At 41.9% G+C, this 16,310-nt stretch carries 15 protein-coding genes; 10 read left to right on the forward strand and 5 right to left on the reverse strand.

Annotation, left to right across the window (positions count from 1 at the left end; all coding sequences use genetic code 11):
• Positions 1-21: 21 nt before the first annotated feature.
• Positions 22-552, forward strand: a complete 531-nt coding sequence (locus FHS68_RS02465) for a hypothetical protein (RefSeq protein WP_208408131.1) — start codon at positions 22-24, stop codon at positions 550-552.
• Positions 553-875: 323 nt separating this feature from the next.
• Complete coding sequence (locus FHS68_RS02470) at positions 876-1,826, forward strand: DUF8428 domain-containing protein (RefSeq protein WP_167266928.1); 951 nt, start codon at positions 876-878, stop codon at positions 1,824-1,826.
• A 79-nt stretch (positions 1,827-1,905) separates the two neighbouring features.
• On the opposite strand, the gene FHS68_RS02475 is transcribed toward FHS68_RS02470, so the two are convergent.
• From FHS68_RS02475 to FHS68_RS02490, 4 genes are all read right to left on the reverse strand, one after another.
• The gene (locus FHS68_RS02475; RefSeq protein WP_167266929.1) at positions 1,906-2,799 is read right to left on the reverse strand and encodes a polyphosphate kinase 2 family protein; all 894 of its coding nucleotides are present in this window, start codon (positions 2,797-2,799) and stop codon (positions 1,906-1,908) included.
• A gap of 25 nt (positions 2,800-2,824) precedes the next feature.
• Positions 2,825-3,403 (reverse strand): RdgB/HAM1 family non-canonical purine NTP pyrophosphatase, encoded by a 579-nt coding sequence (rdgB, locus tag FHS68_RS02480; protein WP_167266931.1) that lies wholly within the window; start codon positions 3,401-3,403, stop codon positions 2,825-2,827.
• An 83-nt stretch (positions 3,404-3,486) separates the two neighbouring features.
• Positions 3,487-4,392, reverse strand: coding sequence for an FKBP-type peptidyl-prolyl cis-trans isomerase (locus FHS68_RS02485; RefSeq protein WP_167266932.1), 906 nt, complete (start codon positions 4,390-4,392; stop codon positions 3,487-3,489).
• Between the two features lie 54 nt (positions 4,393-4,446).
• Positions 4,447-5,481 carry a DHH family phosphoesterase gene (locus FHS68_RS02490; RefSeq protein WP_167266934.1) on the reverse strand — a complete coding sequence of 345 codons (1,035 nt, stop codon included), beginning with the start codon at positions 5,479-5,481 and terminating at the stop codon, positions 4,447-4,449.
• Positions 5,482-5,684: 203 nt separating this feature from the next.
• Here FHS68_RS02490 and FHS68_RS02495 point away from each other — a divergent pair, with 203 nt between their 5' ends.
• Positions 5,685-6,104: a nucleoside-diphosphate kinase gene (locus tag FHS68_RS02495; RefSeq protein WP_167266936.1), complete on the forward strand. Its 420-nt coding sequence runs from the start codon at positions 5,685-5,687 to the stop codon at positions 6,102-6,104.
• A gap of 62 nt (positions 6,105-6,166) precedes the next feature.
• On the opposite strand, the gene FHS68_RS02500 is transcribed toward FHS68_RS02495, so the two are convergent.
• Positions 6,167-6,673, reverse strand: coding sequence for a fasciclin domain-containing protein (locus FHS68_RS02500; RefSeq protein ID WP_167266938.1), 507 nt, complete (start codon positions 6,671-6,673; stop codon positions 6,167-6,169).
• Between the two features lie 95 nt (positions 6,674-6,768).
• On the opposite strand from FHS68_RS02500, the gene FHS68_RS02505 reads away from it, so the two are divergent.
• From FHS68_RS02505 to bamA, 7 genes are all read left to right on the forward strand, one after another.
• Positions 6,769-7,404 (forward strand): 3-keto-disaccharide hydrolase, encoded by a 636-nt coding sequence (locus FHS68_RS02505; protein ID WP_167266940.1) that lies wholly within the window; start codon positions 6,769-6,771, stop codon positions 7,402-7,404.
• A gap of 126 nt (positions 7,405-7,530) precedes the next feature.
• Positions 7,531-9,690, forward strand: a complete 2,160-nt coding sequence (locus tag FHS68_RS02510) for a TonB-dependent receptor (protein ID WP_167266942.1) — start codon at positions 7,531-7,533, stop codon at positions 9,688-9,690.
• A gap of 33 nt (positions 9,691-9,723) precedes the next feature.
• Positions 9,724-10,380, forward strand: a complete 657-nt coding sequence (locus FHS68_RS02515) for a hypothetical protein (RefSeq protein ID WP_167266944.1) — start codon at positions 9,724-9,726, stop codon at positions 10,378-10,380.
• A 23-nt stretch (positions 10,381-10,403) separates the two neighbouring features.
• The gene (locus FHS68_RS02520; RefSeq protein WP_167266946.1) at positions 10,404-11,849 is read left to right on the forward strand and encodes a histidine kinase; all 1,446 of its coding nucleotides are present in this window, start codon (positions 10,404-10,406) and stop codon (positions 11,847-11,849) included.
• Positions 11,833-12,615: a LytR/AlgR family response regulator transcription factor gene (locus FHS68_RS02525; protein ID WP_167266948.1), complete on the forward strand. Its 783-nt coding sequence runs from the start codon at positions 11,833-11,835 to the stop codon at positions 12,613-12,615. Before FHS68_RS02520 ends, FHS68_RS02525 begins: the two co-directional genes overlap by 17 nt.
• 319 nt (positions 12,616-12,934) lie before the next feature.
• Positions 12,935-13,678: an undecaprenyl pyrophosphate synthase gene (gene uppS, locus FHS68_RS02530; RefSeq protein ID WP_167266950.1), complete on the forward strand. Its 744-nt coding sequence runs from the start codon at positions 12,935-12,937 to the stop codon at positions 13,676-13,678.
• Positions 13,679-13,694: 16 nt separating this feature from the next.
• Positions 13,695-16,301: an outer membrane protein assembly factor BamA gene (gene bamA / locus FHS68_RS02535; RefSeq protein WP_229211745.1), complete on the forward strand. Its 2,607-nt coding sequence runs from the start codon at positions 13,695-13,697 to the stop codon at positions 16,299-16,301.
• The last annotated feature ends 9 nt before the right edge of the window (positions 16,302-16,310 follow it).

Below are 16,310 nucleotides of genomic sequence, written 5' to 3' on the forward strand. Positions count from 1 at the left end.
TGGTTAATACCACTCTTTTTTTTGCTCTTGTCTTGTGGGAGTGAGCAGACCAACGACAAGAATGAAAAATATTACTATGATCTTAAAGGGTTCGTCGACAATCAGATCGTTTATTTGGATGAGAAAAAGCCAATGGTTTACAAAACCACAATGTTGAATGGGAAAAAGGAAATTGGAAAATCAACAAACATTGATTGGAAAAAGGAGTTGGAATTATTCATACAGGCGGATATCAATAAACCTGCATATCGGCAAAGTTACGATGTGGTTCGGAAGGATTCGTCCGAGTACGAGTATACGCTTAGGCCTAATATGAATTTACCAGTGCGTTATCTGAAGATCGTTACGGATAAGTCCATCAACCAACCTTTATATGTGAAGGCACTGCTGAAATCTGAAAATAAAATCTACGATTCGGAAAAAAGCATCGAATTAATCTGCACGAAAGCAAATAATCTCTGGGAGTTGAAATCCTTTTCAGTGCACGGATATCAAAAGCTAATCTTCATGGATAAAAAGTTGTTTCAAATTGAGTCGAAAATAGGATTATAGCGGGTTGTGTCCATTCATTGTATTGTATCCTTCCACCATAGTTTGGGTAAACATTACCCATTTTTCGAATGTCAAACAAACCACTTTGACGGTATAGCAGCGAAATTTTGTGATTTGCAAATTTGAATTAAAGATAGCCTACACGAATCGTTTAGGCTATCTTTTTGGTATTATCCAGGGATATTGATGGTTTTGCGCGGAGGAGATTACAGTACTTTTTGCCGATCGGCATAAATTTGGTTGCATTTAGAATGATATCACACAGCTGTGTTTAACAGTTTGTGCATATAAAAACTGAATCACAAGTAAAATCGTAACTCAAAATGGAGCAAGAACAAAAAAATAAGCAAAGCATAGCATGGGCAATGGTCGTTGTCCTTGGACTTGCAACAGCCATGTTTGGCTACCTATTTACAACTCAAAAACAAGAGTTGACTCAACAGGAAACAATGGTAGTTGAAAAAGCAAGGGAATTGGCTGTTACAAAAACGAAACTGGACTCTATTTCCACTGTATTGGACGCAAAAATTGCAGAAGTTGAAAGACTTGGTGGTGATGTTACCGAATTGAATAAGGTTAAAGAGAAACTGGAAGCTGATAAATTGGCATTTAGCCGCAGCAGAAAAGTTGAAACAAACAAATATCTCGGTAAAATCAAGGAATACGAAAAATTCCTGGTTGAAAAAGACGAGATGATTGCACAGCTCAAACTTGAGAATGAGCATCTTGTTGCTTCAAACGATTCCCTGAGCACGCATGTAGGATCACTCACCAGCGAACGGGAAAGATTGGTTCAACGCCAGGCAGAATTAACAGACTCTGTATCAACTTTTACAGTGGCTAATAAAGAGCTTAGCGAAAAAGTGAGCAAAGCAGCATCGCTAAGAGCTCAAAATCTGAAAATTTTGACTGTTAATTCAAGAGGAAAAGTAAAAGATAAGGAAGAATATAAATCTAAAAGAGTTGATAAACTTAAGTTGGTTTTCAATCTTCCAGAGAATGAATTGACAGCACAAGAATCAAAAGATATTTACGTAAGGGTATTAGATCCTGAGGGAGCAGTTTTATCTGATAATGCAACTGGATCAGGAGAATTTGAAGTAGATGGTGCGCCGTCTAAATTCACAACAAGAGAGTCAATAGCATATCAAAATAACAATCAGAAAGTTGAAATGCTTTATGATAATACTTCGCAATTCCGTCCAGGAAAATATAATGTAGAATTGTATGCAGAAGGCTATAAAATAGGTGGTGGCAATTTCACTATCAAATAAAGATTAACATCACACCATGCATAGCTATAAAGGCGGCCGATCAGTTCGGCCGCCTTTTTCTTGTTAAGCATCTTAGCAATTATTCTGTTATAGTCTGCTGATTGATAATATCAACAAATTGGTGCAACTCTGCTGTTCGTTCAGCTCCCGTTTCCGGATAGGTCATATCCATTTTTTTAAGCTCTTCCACAATGATGTTTGCCACAGTAAGTCGCAGATTTTTTTTGTCATCCGCTGGTATCACGTACCACGGTGCTTTTTTTGATGCAGTAGCGTTAATGCAGTCTTCGTACGCCTGCATATAGTCGTTCCATTTGTCGCGAACCTTCACATCTTGCTCCTCAAATTTCCAGTTTTTGGAAGGATCTTCTATTCGTTCTATCAACCTGCTCGCCTGCTCTGCCTTCGACACATTCAGGAAGAATTTTATAACCCTGATTCCATTTCTGAACAAATATTTTTCGAGGTTGCTAATGTCAGAATATCGGTTTTTCCAAAACTTATCCATATCAGCTGTCAGTTCAACGGGGATCCGTTGCGATTGGGTGAGAATATCTGGCTCAACCTTCACAACAAGTACTTCTTCATAATAGCTTCTGTTAAAAATGGTGATTGTACCCCGCTGAGGCAGTACCTGATTGGTTCTCCAAAGAAAATCATGTTCTAATTCAGTTTCAGTTGGCCTTTTAAAGGAATGAATTTTGACGCCTACCGGATTTACACCAGAAAGAACATGTTTGATTGTTCCGTCTTTCCCAGCAGCGTCCATTGCTTGAAAAATAACCAGTAGTCCGTATCGGTTATGCGCATACATTACGCTTTGCAACGCATCCAATTCCGCTGCCGACTTGCTTTGCATGGACTCATACTCGTCCTTATCTTTATAAATGTCATTAAAGCGCGTCTTAGCCTTTTTAATATCAAATTTCTTCGTGCCGTCAATGCGGTAATCGTCTGAGTTAAAGTCCGACATATTGGTGTGATTTAATTGATGAATACTAGTTATGCTTTTTAAGAAAATTGACTAGCTTGGCGAATGCCCGTGATCTGTGACTGAGCGTTGCTTTTTCCTGCATTGTCATCTCCGCGAAGGTTTTATCATATCCGTCCGGTACAAAGATTGGGTCATAGCCAAAGCCGTGAATTCCTCGTTTTTCAAATATAATCTGCCCTTCTACACTTCCCTCGAATTCGTGGAAAACGTTGTTTAATGTGAGCGTAATTACTGTGACAAACCGTGCTTTGCGATCTTTTGATCCGGTGAGATTATTTAGTAGTAGCTTCATATTGTCGTTTGAATTTCGCTGTAAGCCCGCATATCTTGCCGATTTCACGCCTGGCTCTCCATTCAATGCATCAACCATAAGGCCGGTGTCGTCGGCGAAACAATTCACGCCAAATTCATCCTTAACATAGCGGGCCTTTTCTCTTGAATTTTCAGCAATGGTGTCGAATGGCTCTGGTATCTCTGCATTGCAGCCAATGTCATCTAATGTTAGAAGTTCAAAATGATTGCCCAACAGCGCCTGTATTTCTTCCAGTTTATGAATGTTGTGTGTTGCAAAACAAAGTTTCATGTTTACGCAAATGAAATTGAAAATGCATTTTACAAAAAAACGGCTACTCTTATGAAGCAGCCGTCCTATTAATGTTACTTAATTTATCTGCTTGGTGGTGTCAGCGCAGGTGCCGCAGGTTGTTGCGGTCCTTTGCTAAAATCAATTAGCTCCATCTCAAATTGCAAGATAGAGTTTGCAGGGATTGGACCGTAAACCTCGGGTCCATAAGCAAGGGATGATGGTATCAGCAACAAACCCTTTTCTCCCTTTTTCATTAACATAATACCTTCGTCCCATCCTGGAATAACCATTCCTGCGCCGACCTGAAGGTCGAGTGGTTTTCCCTGATTTTTAGAACTATCAAACTCTTTTCCATCAAGGAATTTACCTGTGTAATGTACCTTAACATTGTCACCCGCACTAGGATTTACCCCTGTTCCCTCCGCCAGTACTATATAATATAAGCCTGACGCTGTTTTGCGCGCCTTTGCTTTCAAATTCTGCTTGGTCAAAAAATCGCTGATAATCTTATCGTCAATCGTTTTCTGCTTGGTTTTTGATTCAGATTGTTGCTTTTCAAACTCTTCCGAGGTAAGGACGCTGACGACCTTTACCGTAAAACTAAGTTCTGATCCCTTTTTAATCATCGGCGGCATCTGCTGACCGATTTTCGCAAAAAGCGTATCCGCATTGATCATGAATTTGGCACTATCACCAGCCGCAAGTAATGTAAGCCCTTCCTCAAAGCTACCTTTGTACTGGGGCGCCTGCAAAACCATTTTATGAGGAGTCCCTTCTTTATATGTATCTCTTAATGTAGAGTCAGTACCATTTTTCAAAACAAGATGGAATGTCATGATATCTCCCAGCTTTGCTTTTCGTGCATCATCTTCATGCTCGAAAATCTGATATTTAAGGCCACTTTCTGTAACCTGCGTTCGATATTGGTTGCAAGCCGCTGTGAGAATGGTTATGCCCATTGCATAACCGATTGTTTTAAGATTCATTGGATTGTGTTTATTAGAAAAATATTTGGGTGAATTTTGAAGTAAGAATTAATTTTAGTCAACGCTTAAAAGATCCTGTTCGTATGACGGCAGTACACTTAAAAAAGTCGCAACCGTTTCATTTACTGAATGTTCTGAGCGGCCTCCCGACGCATTTTTGTGTCCGCCCCCACTGAAATGGGTACTTGCCAGATCCCTTACCGAAAACGAACCCACTGATCGAAAGGAAATTTTGACCTCTCCTTTCCTTTCAATGAACATAGCCGACATGACGACATTCTCAACCTGTAAGCCGTAATTCACAATGCCTTCCGTCTCGCCAGAACTGGAATTGAATTTGTGCAATTCAGCTTCTGTGAGCACCATGTAAGCGGTGCGATATTGAGGAAGAACAATCAGTTTTTGTGAAAGGACATAGCCAAGAAACTGCAATCTTGATAACGGCGCATTATCATAAATAAGCCTATGAACGCGGCTGCAGTCAAAACCTGTGAGCATCAAATCTGCAACTGCCAGGTGGACTTCGGGTGTGACATTTGCATGCCTGAACGAGCCCGTGTCAGTCATAATGCCTGCATAAAGACATTCAGCCATTGGAATGTCGAAAATTTCTTTGGCAGGCAGGCCAACTTCCATTTCCTTGACCAGCGAATACACCAGCTGAGCTGTGGCAGCGGCATTTGTATCCCAGATCATCCACTTCGCAAAATGTTCAGGTTCAAGATGATGATCGATCATCATCTTGGGAGCAGCAGCATCCTGGACAACTTTTCCGAGGTCTTTCAATCTTGATAATGCTGAAAAGTCAAGACAACAGATTAATGTTGCCTGCTCAATTTTTCTCCTGCATTGTCCCTGCTGTGATGATTTTTCAAAAACCAATACCTGGTCCATGCCAGCAAGCCAGCGCAGATTAGCCGCATATTCTGTGGGACTAATGACGGTAACATCATGCCCTTTCTTAGTCAAATAACTCGCCCACCCAAGCGAAGATCCCAGCGCGTCAGCGTCTGGGTCACGATGCATCGTAATGATGATTTTTTGGGGAAGAGATAAAAAAGAGCTAAGCTCTTTAATAGTTTGATTCACAGTTATTTAATTCAAAAGAAGAATTCACTTGCGGTAACGAGAGCCCAAAATTAATAAAACTGTTGGGATTTGCTTAATGCTGAGTGCTAAAGGCTTGCCATCGTTCCATGTTTTCTAACCGCTATTTGGTTAATGTGTAGCTTGATAAGGATATAAAGTGAAAAATAGTAGTTTTGCACCAAAAATTAAATTTAGCTGAAAGTATGCCAACGAATAGAACATTTACCATGATTAAACCGGATGCCGCGCAGGATGGCAATTCAGGTTCCATTATTAAAATGATTGAGGAGGCGGGATTTCGTATCGTAGCTCTTAAGAGAACGCAATTGACGGTTGAACGGGCGGGAGAATTTTATGCTGTGCATAGTGAGCGTCCTTTTTACAATGACCTTTGCCAATATATGTCTTCCGGCCCAATCGTTCCAATGATACTGGAAAAAGAAAATGCGGTAGCTGACTTTCGGATATTAATTGGCGCTACTAACCCGGCTAATGCCGATGAAGGCACAATTCGCAAGTTATTTGCCAAATCCATTGAAGCAAATGCGATCCATGGATCCGATTCTGATGAAAATGCTGAAATTGAAGGCGGCTTTTTCTTTGCTCACACAGAGCAGTTTTAGCGGATACTGAAAAAGGAAGACCGGGTAGAAATTTCTGCCCGGTCTTCCTTTTTTGCTTGGGATTATCGAACCAGCAGACTGTCAATCACGTGGATCAAACCGTTAGCAGCTTTCACATCTTTGATAAGAATTTCTGATTTATTGATATTGATTAAACTGTCAACTTTTGTGATGGTTAGTTTTTTGCGGTTGACAGATTCCTGATTACCTACCTTCAAGTCTATGTAAGGAAAGCTCTTTTTTACAATATGATTCTGGATAAAGAGCCGGGCGGAGTCTTTTGGCAGGGAGGTTATTGCACTGGAATTGAAAATGTTAGCTTTCCCGAACGCATTGTTATTTGGAGCAAAAAGCGTGTAATTTTCGGTACGCATTGCATCACTCATTCCGGCATACAACATAATATCACGAAGCATGCTGAACTGTTCATTCTGAAGAATGATATCCGTAATAGTGATAGGCTTAACTATATCTTCATTTTTTTCTTTGCACGAATAAACGGCAGACGACAACAATGCCACCGTCAAAAAAAATGTGGCAAAACGCCCTACAAAACGGTTTTTTTTCATAGCTTTCCCAATGGTTAATTTCCGTAAAACTAATGGAAAATGTATTTTGACCGCATTCCTAAACATATTTTTTTAATACTAATCCTTATCTTCTTATGTTGAAAGCAAGACATTTATTTCTCATTTGCGCCTCGATTTTCCTTCTCAATTCAGCCTTTTTGGTATTAAAAGACAATCCGGGAGGCCCTGAGAAAAAACCCAAAAAATTATTTAACGGAAGAGATCTTAGTGGCTGGAAAATTAATGGAACGGAGAAGTGGTACGTGGAAAACGGAGAACTCATTTGCGAAAGCGGCCCGGATAAAAAATATGGTTATCTGACAACAGAGAAATTCTACAAGAACTTTGACCTGTCGCTGCAATTCAAGCAAGAGGCGAATGGTAACAGTGGTGTTTTCTTCCGGTCGACTGTGGATGGTACCAAGGTATCGGGCTGGCAAGTAGAGGTTGCGCCGCCAAACCATGATACAGGCGGTATCTACGAATCATACGGGCGCAATTGGCTCGTACAGATCCCAGAAGCAAAAGAAGGATTCTTGAAAATGGGCGAGTGGAATACCTTACGCATTCGTGCCGTCGGCGATAAGACACAAACTTGGTTAAATGGCAATGCAATGGTGGATTTCGACGATGCTAAAATTGGCGCAGGTACCGGCTCCATCGCATTGCAGATTCACGATGGAGGGGGAATTAAAGTCCGTTGGAAAAATATAACGCTCGAAGAACTGTAGTCAGCGGTTTTTCACTCCGTCGGCTGGCATATTCATCCTGCGTAAACAGGTAGTTCGTCGGAAAACATATAAGATCAGGCTTCATGGCTGATAGATTTGTGTCAACAGTTCACAAATCTATTAGCCATGAAGCTTTTTTATTATTTGCTGTTATTGACCTCGCCCGTTGCCTACTCGCAAAAAATGATCATTGGAAAGGTTACCGACAAAAAGGGAAATCCACTCCCGGGAACTAATGTGTTTTTAAAAGGTACCTACGATGGTACCACAACAAATGCCAACGGTACATTCAGTTTCAAAACTTCGGAAAAGGATACGGCAATGGTTGCGGCAAGTTTCGTTGGCTTCGAAAGCTCTGAACAGAAAATTACATTGACTGAAAAGGGTGCTGATCTCGTGATCCAATTGGAGGAACTTGCCAATGAACTTAATACCGTGGTAATTACCGCAGGCGCTTTCGAAGCTTCTGACGAAAAGCGGATGGCCATGTTGAAACCGCTGGATATTGTTACCACGGCCGGGGCAGCAGCAGATATTACCGGCGCGATGCAATTTCTACCGGGGGCACAAAGAGTCGGTGAACAAGAAGGGTTGTTTGTGCGTGGCGGCTCAGGCCAGGAAACGAAAATTGTGATCGATGGCATGATCGTCCAGAACCCATTTTTTAGTTCACTGCCCGATGTTCAACAGCGAGGCAGGTTTAATCCCTTCATGTTTAAAGGCACTTCGTTCAGCACGGGAGGTTATTCGGCCCAGTATGGCCAGGCCCTTTCGTCCGTTTTATTGCTCAACACGACGGATAAAGTGAGTAACAATGGATTGGGAATAAGCCTTAATTTGGCAAATGCAGGTCTTAATTATGATTATGCAAATAAAAATCAGTCGGTTTCCATGGTAGGGTACTATGGAAATTTGAGACCATTATTTAAGCTGGTCAGGCAGAATGTGGAATGGCTTCATGAACCGGAATTTAAAGGGTCGTCACTCACTTATCGACTCAAAACAAGCAAAAATGGTGTGCTGAAAGTTTACGGAATGTATTCAGACAGTCATTTGAGTATGAATTCCAAAGATCCTGCGAATGAATCAGGAAAAACAAAGTTGGTCTTACGTAACAACAACGCATTCACGACCAGCACTTATACTGATTCCTGGAATGAAGGCAGGTGGTCGCTGAATTCGGGATTTTCTTACAGCCGCAACCGCGACGACATGACTTTTGACAGTGTTGGTTTTGATCGTTTTGATGAAAGAACGCAAGCCAGGCTCGTACTCACGAGATTGCTTACAGGTAACAATACCATTCTTTTCGGTGCTGAGGCTCATGCGATCAATTTGAGCAACGATGTGGATGGCAAACTTTACCATCTTAAAGACCGATATACTGCTGTTTTTGTAGAATCCGAAATATACATTACCCGCCAACTTGCAGGCCGCGTGGGGCTTCGCGGTGAATATTCATCCCTTATTGGTCGTGCAAATCTTGCTCCAAGATTGTCATTTGCCTATAAAACAGGAAAATACAGTCAAATCTCTCTCGCAGCGGGGCAATTCTATCAAAATCCGGACTACCGCTATTTATATCTTAACAAAAACCTGAACTACGAACGCGCCGATCATTTAATCGTGAATTATCAGATCATTAAAAATCAGCGCACATTCAGGATTGAGACGTTCTACAAGAACTATGCGCAGCTCGTGCGCGAGTTTACAGGCGAAAAATTTGATGCGAATCCATACCGCTTTCCATGGGGGGCTACCAATAATGAGGGTAATGGTTACGCAAGAGGATTTGACTTTTTCTGGCGGGATCAAAAAACCATCAAGAATTTCGATTACTGGGTAACATACAGTTTTGTCGACTCCGAGCGCCTTTTTCAGCAATTCGATCAATCCGCTACTCCAACTTTTATCTCCAACCATAATATCAGCCTAATTACAAAAAAATGGTTTGCAAAAGCACGCACAAATGTGAGCATGACTTATGCATTCACCAGCGGGAGACCTTATTACAATCCGAACAACGAAAAGTTTTTGTCTGATAAAACACCTTCAGTAAATAATGTAAGCATTCAAGCCAGCAAGCTTCAAAGCATTAAGGGCAACCTGGTCATTTTTTATGCCAATGTTGATAATATACTCAACACCAAGAATGTATTTACATACCGTTACACCCCCGACGGCAAAACGCGTTATGCAGTTGGTCCACAGAGCTATCGTAGTTTCTTTGTGGGAATGCAGATCATGCTTTCTAAAAAGGCAAAAGTGGAGAAAAACGATTTTTGAAATTACTAACATCAAATCTTTAACCGTAATCCAATGAAAAATCTATTTGCAATTGCAGTGGTATTTATGTTATCAATCTGTGCCGTTATGGCTCAAAATGAGAAATATACCCAGGCCATGACCGAAGGCATACAGGCCTTGAACAGCTTGGACAAGGCCAAACCTGATGTGAAAACATTACAGGATATTTCCAATCGTTTTGAAAGAATTGCTTCTGCGGAGCCCAAAGAATGGCTTCCTAAATATTATGCTGCTTACAGCAATGTGATCCTGGGTTTCGTTGGTGCAAGCCTGACCGAAAAAGATCAGTATCTGGACAAGGCAAATGTCTTATTAAAAGATGCGGAAGGGATTTTGGGGAAACCAAATGATGAACTGCTGGTGATGAAGGCCTATCAATCTCAAATCCATCTGGCGGCAGATCCAATGAACCGATACCAGGAAGACGGCGCAAAATTCAGCGAGTACCTGGAGGCGGCAAAAGCTGCAAACGCTGAGAATCCACGCATTTATTATCTGGAAGGGTCAAATTTGTTCTTTACGCCGGAAGAATATGGAGGGGGCAAGAAAGTAGCCAAGCCGTTCCTGGAAAAAGCCCGGCAAAAATTTTCCGCTTTCAAACCTCAAAGTGCAATACATCCCGATTGGGGCAAAGTTGAGACCGAATGGATGTTATCTCAAAGTAATTAGTAGGAACGCCTCATGAAAAGATAATGGAGGATAAAAAAGTGAAGCAGATGCGCATGACGGCTTCCTCGCTGGATGGGAGGGATTTTAGCAATATGAATCTGGAAAATTCAGATTTCAGTTTCTCCAGTCTGAAAGACATTAACTTCAATGGGGCCAATTTGCGCAATGCTAAGCTTCGTTTCTCGTCTTTGGATGGCACTACTTTTAGGAACGCCGACCTGCGCAATGCAGACTTGAGTTTCAGCAGCCTGTCAGATGTAGACCTAACCGGCGCGAATGTCGACGGAGCTAATTTTAGTTTTACATCACAAGAGAAGTCGTTCCGCTGGCAGGATTTCAGTTTGATCGGCATTATTCAAAACCAGGGATGGATTGGGACGTTGGTTGCCGTCATACTGGGAGCTGTAATCCTATATGGCATCAATGCAATCGTATATTTCACCGCCGAAATTTATTACACCGACGAGCCTATCCGGATCAAGCTTTATCAATACCTTATTTTAAATAATGTTGTTGCCGGAGTTTGTACAATATTGGTAACGCAGAGTTTCACATTCTGGCTCGATATGATTCTTAAGAGATTGTTTGTCAAGCATCTCATATTATCTGTTATCGTATTCTTGGTGAACTACCTCTCGAGCATTGCATTGTATTTCGTTTTCGGGACGAATATTGTCAAGAATTACAATGCTAAATATCCAACAGAAACTGCCCACAACGCCCCATGGTACTGGTATATGTGGGGAACGATCGTCGTAGCCAATGTTTTTTACTATCTCAGCAGAGAAGGAAAACAAATTTCACGAAAAATATCTGATCAGGAATATCAGCTTCTTAATTTAGAAAAGCTAAAAACCAGGGCTGAACTGGATGCATTACAGGCAAGGATCAACCCTCATTTTCTCTATAATTCTTTGAATAGCATTGCAAGCCTTGTTCACGTTGATCCGGATAAGGCGGAGGAGATGACCCTGCTGTTATCCAAGTTGTTTAGATACACCACGGGCCGTAAAACCAATGAGTACTTTGATACCATTGAAAATGAATTGGAAATGGTAGAAACTTACTTGCAGGTGGAAAAAGTGCGTTTCGGCGACAGGCTCAAGTTTACGGTGGAAGTTACCGATGGCGAACTCCGAAATCTGGAAGTTCCCAAGTTCATATTGCAACCTATTGTGGAAAACGCGATCAAGCATGGCATTTCCCGAATGGCAGATCAGGGAAGCATTGTTGTAAAAATTTATGAGGAAGATAGCTGGCTGCACCTTTGTGTGCATGATAATGGCCCGGCTTTTCCGGATACGATGGGGGCAGGATATGGAATCCGTAGTATTCAGGATAAATTAAAACTGCTTTATGGCGATGACGCCAAGCTGGAACTACACAACAATCCAAAATCTGTTAATATAGCAATCCAAAAATCGGCTATTCAGCAACAACAACAGACCGCCCATGCAGTTCCCTCTTAAAACCATTCTCATTGATGACGAGCCGCTGGCATTAAGTCGGTTAAGGCGGTTATTAGAAAAACACCCTGACGTTTTTACGATTATTTCGGAAGCAAGAAACGGTGCAGAAGGATTAGTAGAAATTGACAAATATCACCCTGATCTCATCTTCCTTGACATTGAAATGCCCCTTCTAAACGGCTTTGAAATGCTTTCGAAGCTTACTAAGATGCCGCTGGTGGTATTTTCCACTGCATATGACCAATATGCAATCCGTGCATTTGAAGAAAACTCGGTGGATTATTTACTGAAACCGGTAGAAAACGACCGGCTAATGAAGACCATTGATAAAATACGGAATATGACCATGGTAATAACAAGCAATCATGGCATTGAAAATCCTTATTCAGATAATCTGCTTAGATTACTGGAAGAAATGAAGCCTAAGAGGGAAATATTCTCTTTATCAGTAAAGTCAGGAGATCGTATTTTATTAATTCCAATGACTGAGATTACCCACTTTGATGCTGAGGAAAAGTATGTTTTCCTTAATACACTAGATGGCCAGAAATATCTCCTCAACTATACATTAACATCATTGGAGGAAAAGCTGCCCAATCATTACCTCCGGGTCAGCCGCGCGGGCATTGTTAATTCCCACCACATTAAGGAAATCCAGAAGCATTTCAACGGAAAATTCGTGATCATTATGCGTGACCGTAAAGCTTCGCAAGTCACCAGCGGCAGCACCTATACCGATGCGATCCGCCATCTTCTAGATAATTAATCCGGTTACATTACCTGCATGGTACCCAACATTGATTTTGATGAGGCAATACTTATTGCTAAATTGCGCCCTTGTTTAAAATCCCATATATGTTTTCATAGGTTAAACGGCTGTTTGTCAGAGCTTTTTCCGTTTGTCAGGAGTTTTTTGCTGTTGATTTTTTTCGACTTTCGGCACAAAACTAACTTGCCCGGCGTACTGTTGATGGACAACGTGATTCCTTATGAGGCTTGGGATTTACAAGATTATTCGGAAATCCCTGCGATCCCGGATATTGTATATTCTTTTTGTTAAAAAAGGTTAAAGGGAGTCAGGAGTAATGAAGGAGCTCATTGATACGGGCAATCTGCCAAAGCACATAGCCGTTATCATGGACGGTAACGGACGATGGGCCCAAAACCAGGGAGCAGCGCGGATTTTCGGCCATCGCAATGCAATTAAGGCCGTTAGAGAAGTTACCGAAGGTTGTGCTGAATTAGGCGTTTCTGTCCTGACGCTCTACGCATTTTCGACCGAAAACTGGGCACGCCCGGAGTTTGAAGTGAAAGCATTAATGGAATTGCTCGTTCAGTCTATCCGCAACGAATTGCCTACAATGCTGAACAACAATGTGAGGATGGACACGATTGGGGATACGGAGAGCCTACCAAGCAGTTGCCAGAGACAGCTTGCTGAAGCCATAGAGGCGACAAGGCAAAATACCGGTTTAAATCTTGTCCTGGCTCTTGGTTATAGCGGAAAGTGGGATATCGCGCAGGCAACAAGAAAAATAGCAGAAGATGTAAAAAAGGGGACGCTGATTCCGGAAGAAATCAATGAAGAAATGATTTCCGCAAATCTGGCTACCAAAAGCCGCCCTGAGGTTGATCTGATGCTTCGTACCGGTGGTGATCACCGCATCAGCAATTTTTTGTTGTGGCAATTAGCCTATGCAGAGTTATATTTTTATGAAGATCTTTTTTGGCCGGATTTCCGGAGGGAACATTTGTATGAGGCGATTCTGGCCTACCAGAACAGGGAACGACGCTTTGGTAAAACAGGTGAACAAGTTAAAGCGAAATAGAGCTAAGCAGAACAGTATGAACCTTGTAAAAAATTTGAATAAATCACTATCACACTTGAAAGGCCTTTCCGCACTATTATTCGTTTGCTGCTGTCTGTCGGCAAATGCGCAACGCGTAGGATTAGGCGCCGCTGGCAGCCGCCCTTCAACACCGGCAACCAACCTCGGTATTGATCCGGCAAATCCCAAAGACTACACGATTTCGGAAGTAACCGTTTCAGGAACGCAATTTCTGGATCCAAACTCCATGGTATCCATTTCCGGTCTCAAGCCTGGCGATAAGATACGGATTCCGGGACCTGCAGTAAGCTCATCAGTAAAACGGATGATGGATTTCGGTACATTGGATGACGTTGAAATCCTGGCTACGAAAATTGAAGGAGAAAAAATCTGGTTGAATATCCACATTAAGGAAAGGCCAAGACTTTATAAAGTCTCATTCTCCGGGATCCGCAAGGGAGAGAGAGAGACACTGAATGACAAGGTGAAATTGATTAAGGGAAGGGTTATTACGCCAACCATTATTAAGAACACCCAGCTTGTCATCAAAAAATATTATATGGACAAAGGCTTTTACTATACCAAAGTAAAAGTGCTGCAAATCCCGGATTCTACACGCGGGCAGGCTACCCTCAACTTTACTATTACAAAAGGTAAGAAGGTAAAAATCGAAAAAATCAATATCGAAGGAAATACCGCTATCAGTGATCAGTTGCTGAAACGCAAAATGAAAGGTACCAAGCAAAAAAGAATTGGGAGGCTTTTCAATCCATCGAAATATATTCCAAAAAAATACGATGAGGATAAGGAGAAACTGATTGCTTACTATCGTAAAAACGGTTACCGCGATGCTACGATTGAGTTTGATACAATTAAAAATGGTGATGAAACCATCAGTATTGACCTGAAAATTGAGGAAGGTACCAAATACTTTTACCGCAACATCTCCTGGTCGGGAAACTATTTATATCCATCTCAGTATCTGAGCGACAGGTTGGGCGTGAAGAAAGGAGACGTCTATAATCCTGAAGAACTGGATAAGAAAATCAATGGTATTCCTGGTTCCGACGTAAGTTCAATCTACATGGACGACGGTTACCTCTATTTTCGCATTGAACCTACTGAAAAGTCAGTGGAAGGCGATTCGATCGATGTTGAACTAAGGATGTTTGAAGGTAAGCAGGCCACCATCAACCGTATTCTTCTAAATGGTAATACGAAAACAAGCGACCGTGTGGTCCTGCGAGAACTATTTACATTGCCGGGCCAGAAGTTCAGCAAAACAGAAATCATCAATACTCAGCGTCAATTGTCTCAAATGGGATATTTTGACCCTGAAAAAATTCAGATCAACCCAATTCCAAATCAGGCGGATGGAACTGTGGACATTGAGTATACAGTGGAGGAAAAACCTTCGGATCAGATTGAGCTGTCAGGTGGTTGGGGAGGTTATATTGGTTTCGTAGGAACTCTTGGATTGGTTTTCAATAACTTTTCGTTAAAGAATATTCCAAACCGGGAAACTTGGAGGCCATTGCCATCCGGAGATGGTCAGAAGCTATCGCTTCGTTTCCAGGCTAATGGTAAACAATATCAAACCTATTCGCTTTCATTCAGCGAGCCCTGGCTTGGCGGGAAAAAGCCAATTAATTTCGGCGTTTCCCTGCAACGTACCGTTTATCGGATGACCGATTATAGTTCCTTATATGGTTATGGAGCTAGTACCGGTGGTTCACGTAACATCAATTACAGGGGTGGATATTTCAATAATGGGATTACCGTTTCATTGGGCCGCCGCTTGAAAGAACCGGATCGTAACCTGGTCATGACCCATTCCTTATCGTATCAAAGGTATCGTTTGGACAGTTTGGATATTTTCAGGATCGGTTACAGCACAGGATCTTCCAACAACATTTCCTTCAATACCACAATTTCAAGGAATACATTAAGTGACTTTCAATTTCCAAGAAGCGGAAGTAACATTTCGTTGAGCGGAACATTCACGCCACCGTATTCAGTGCTGAGACAAAAAGCATTTACTGACAAAACTGACACATATCGCTGGGTTGAATATCATAAATGGATGTTTGACGCTAGCTATTACGCTACAATTACCGGAAAGCTCGTATTAAGTACCCGGGCGCACATGGGTTATCTCGGCGCCTATGGAAACAAAGTGGGGTATAGCCCATTTGGACGCTTCATTGTAGGGGGATCGGGATTGGCTGGACAGGGATCGTTCTCTTTGGCCGATCAGGATATCATTGGCCTTCGAGGTTACCAGGATCAGAAAGTAGGTCCGTTGGCGCAAAATGGGTATCCGGCATCAGGTGGAGGTATCGTTTACAACAAATATGTAATGGAGCTACGTTACCCCGTTTCATTGAATCCACAAGCGACGATTTTCATACTTGGGTTTGCTGAAGGAGGAAATAACTGGGGTACTTATAAAGAATTCAATCCTTTCGATCTTAAGCGTTCGGCAGGTGTTGGAGCGCGTATATTTATGCCAGCATTTGGTCTTTTAGGGATTGATTGGGGTTATGGATTCGATAAAATTCAGGGAGAACCGAAGCGTAGCGGACCCCAGTTCCATTTCACGATAGGACAGCAAATAAGATAATATTCCGAA

Source organism: Dyadobacter arcticus (assembly GCF_011762185.1).
Taxonomy (GTDB): Bacteria; Bacteroidota; Bacteroidia; order Cytophagales; family Spirosomataceae; genus Dyadobacter; species Dyadobacter arcticus.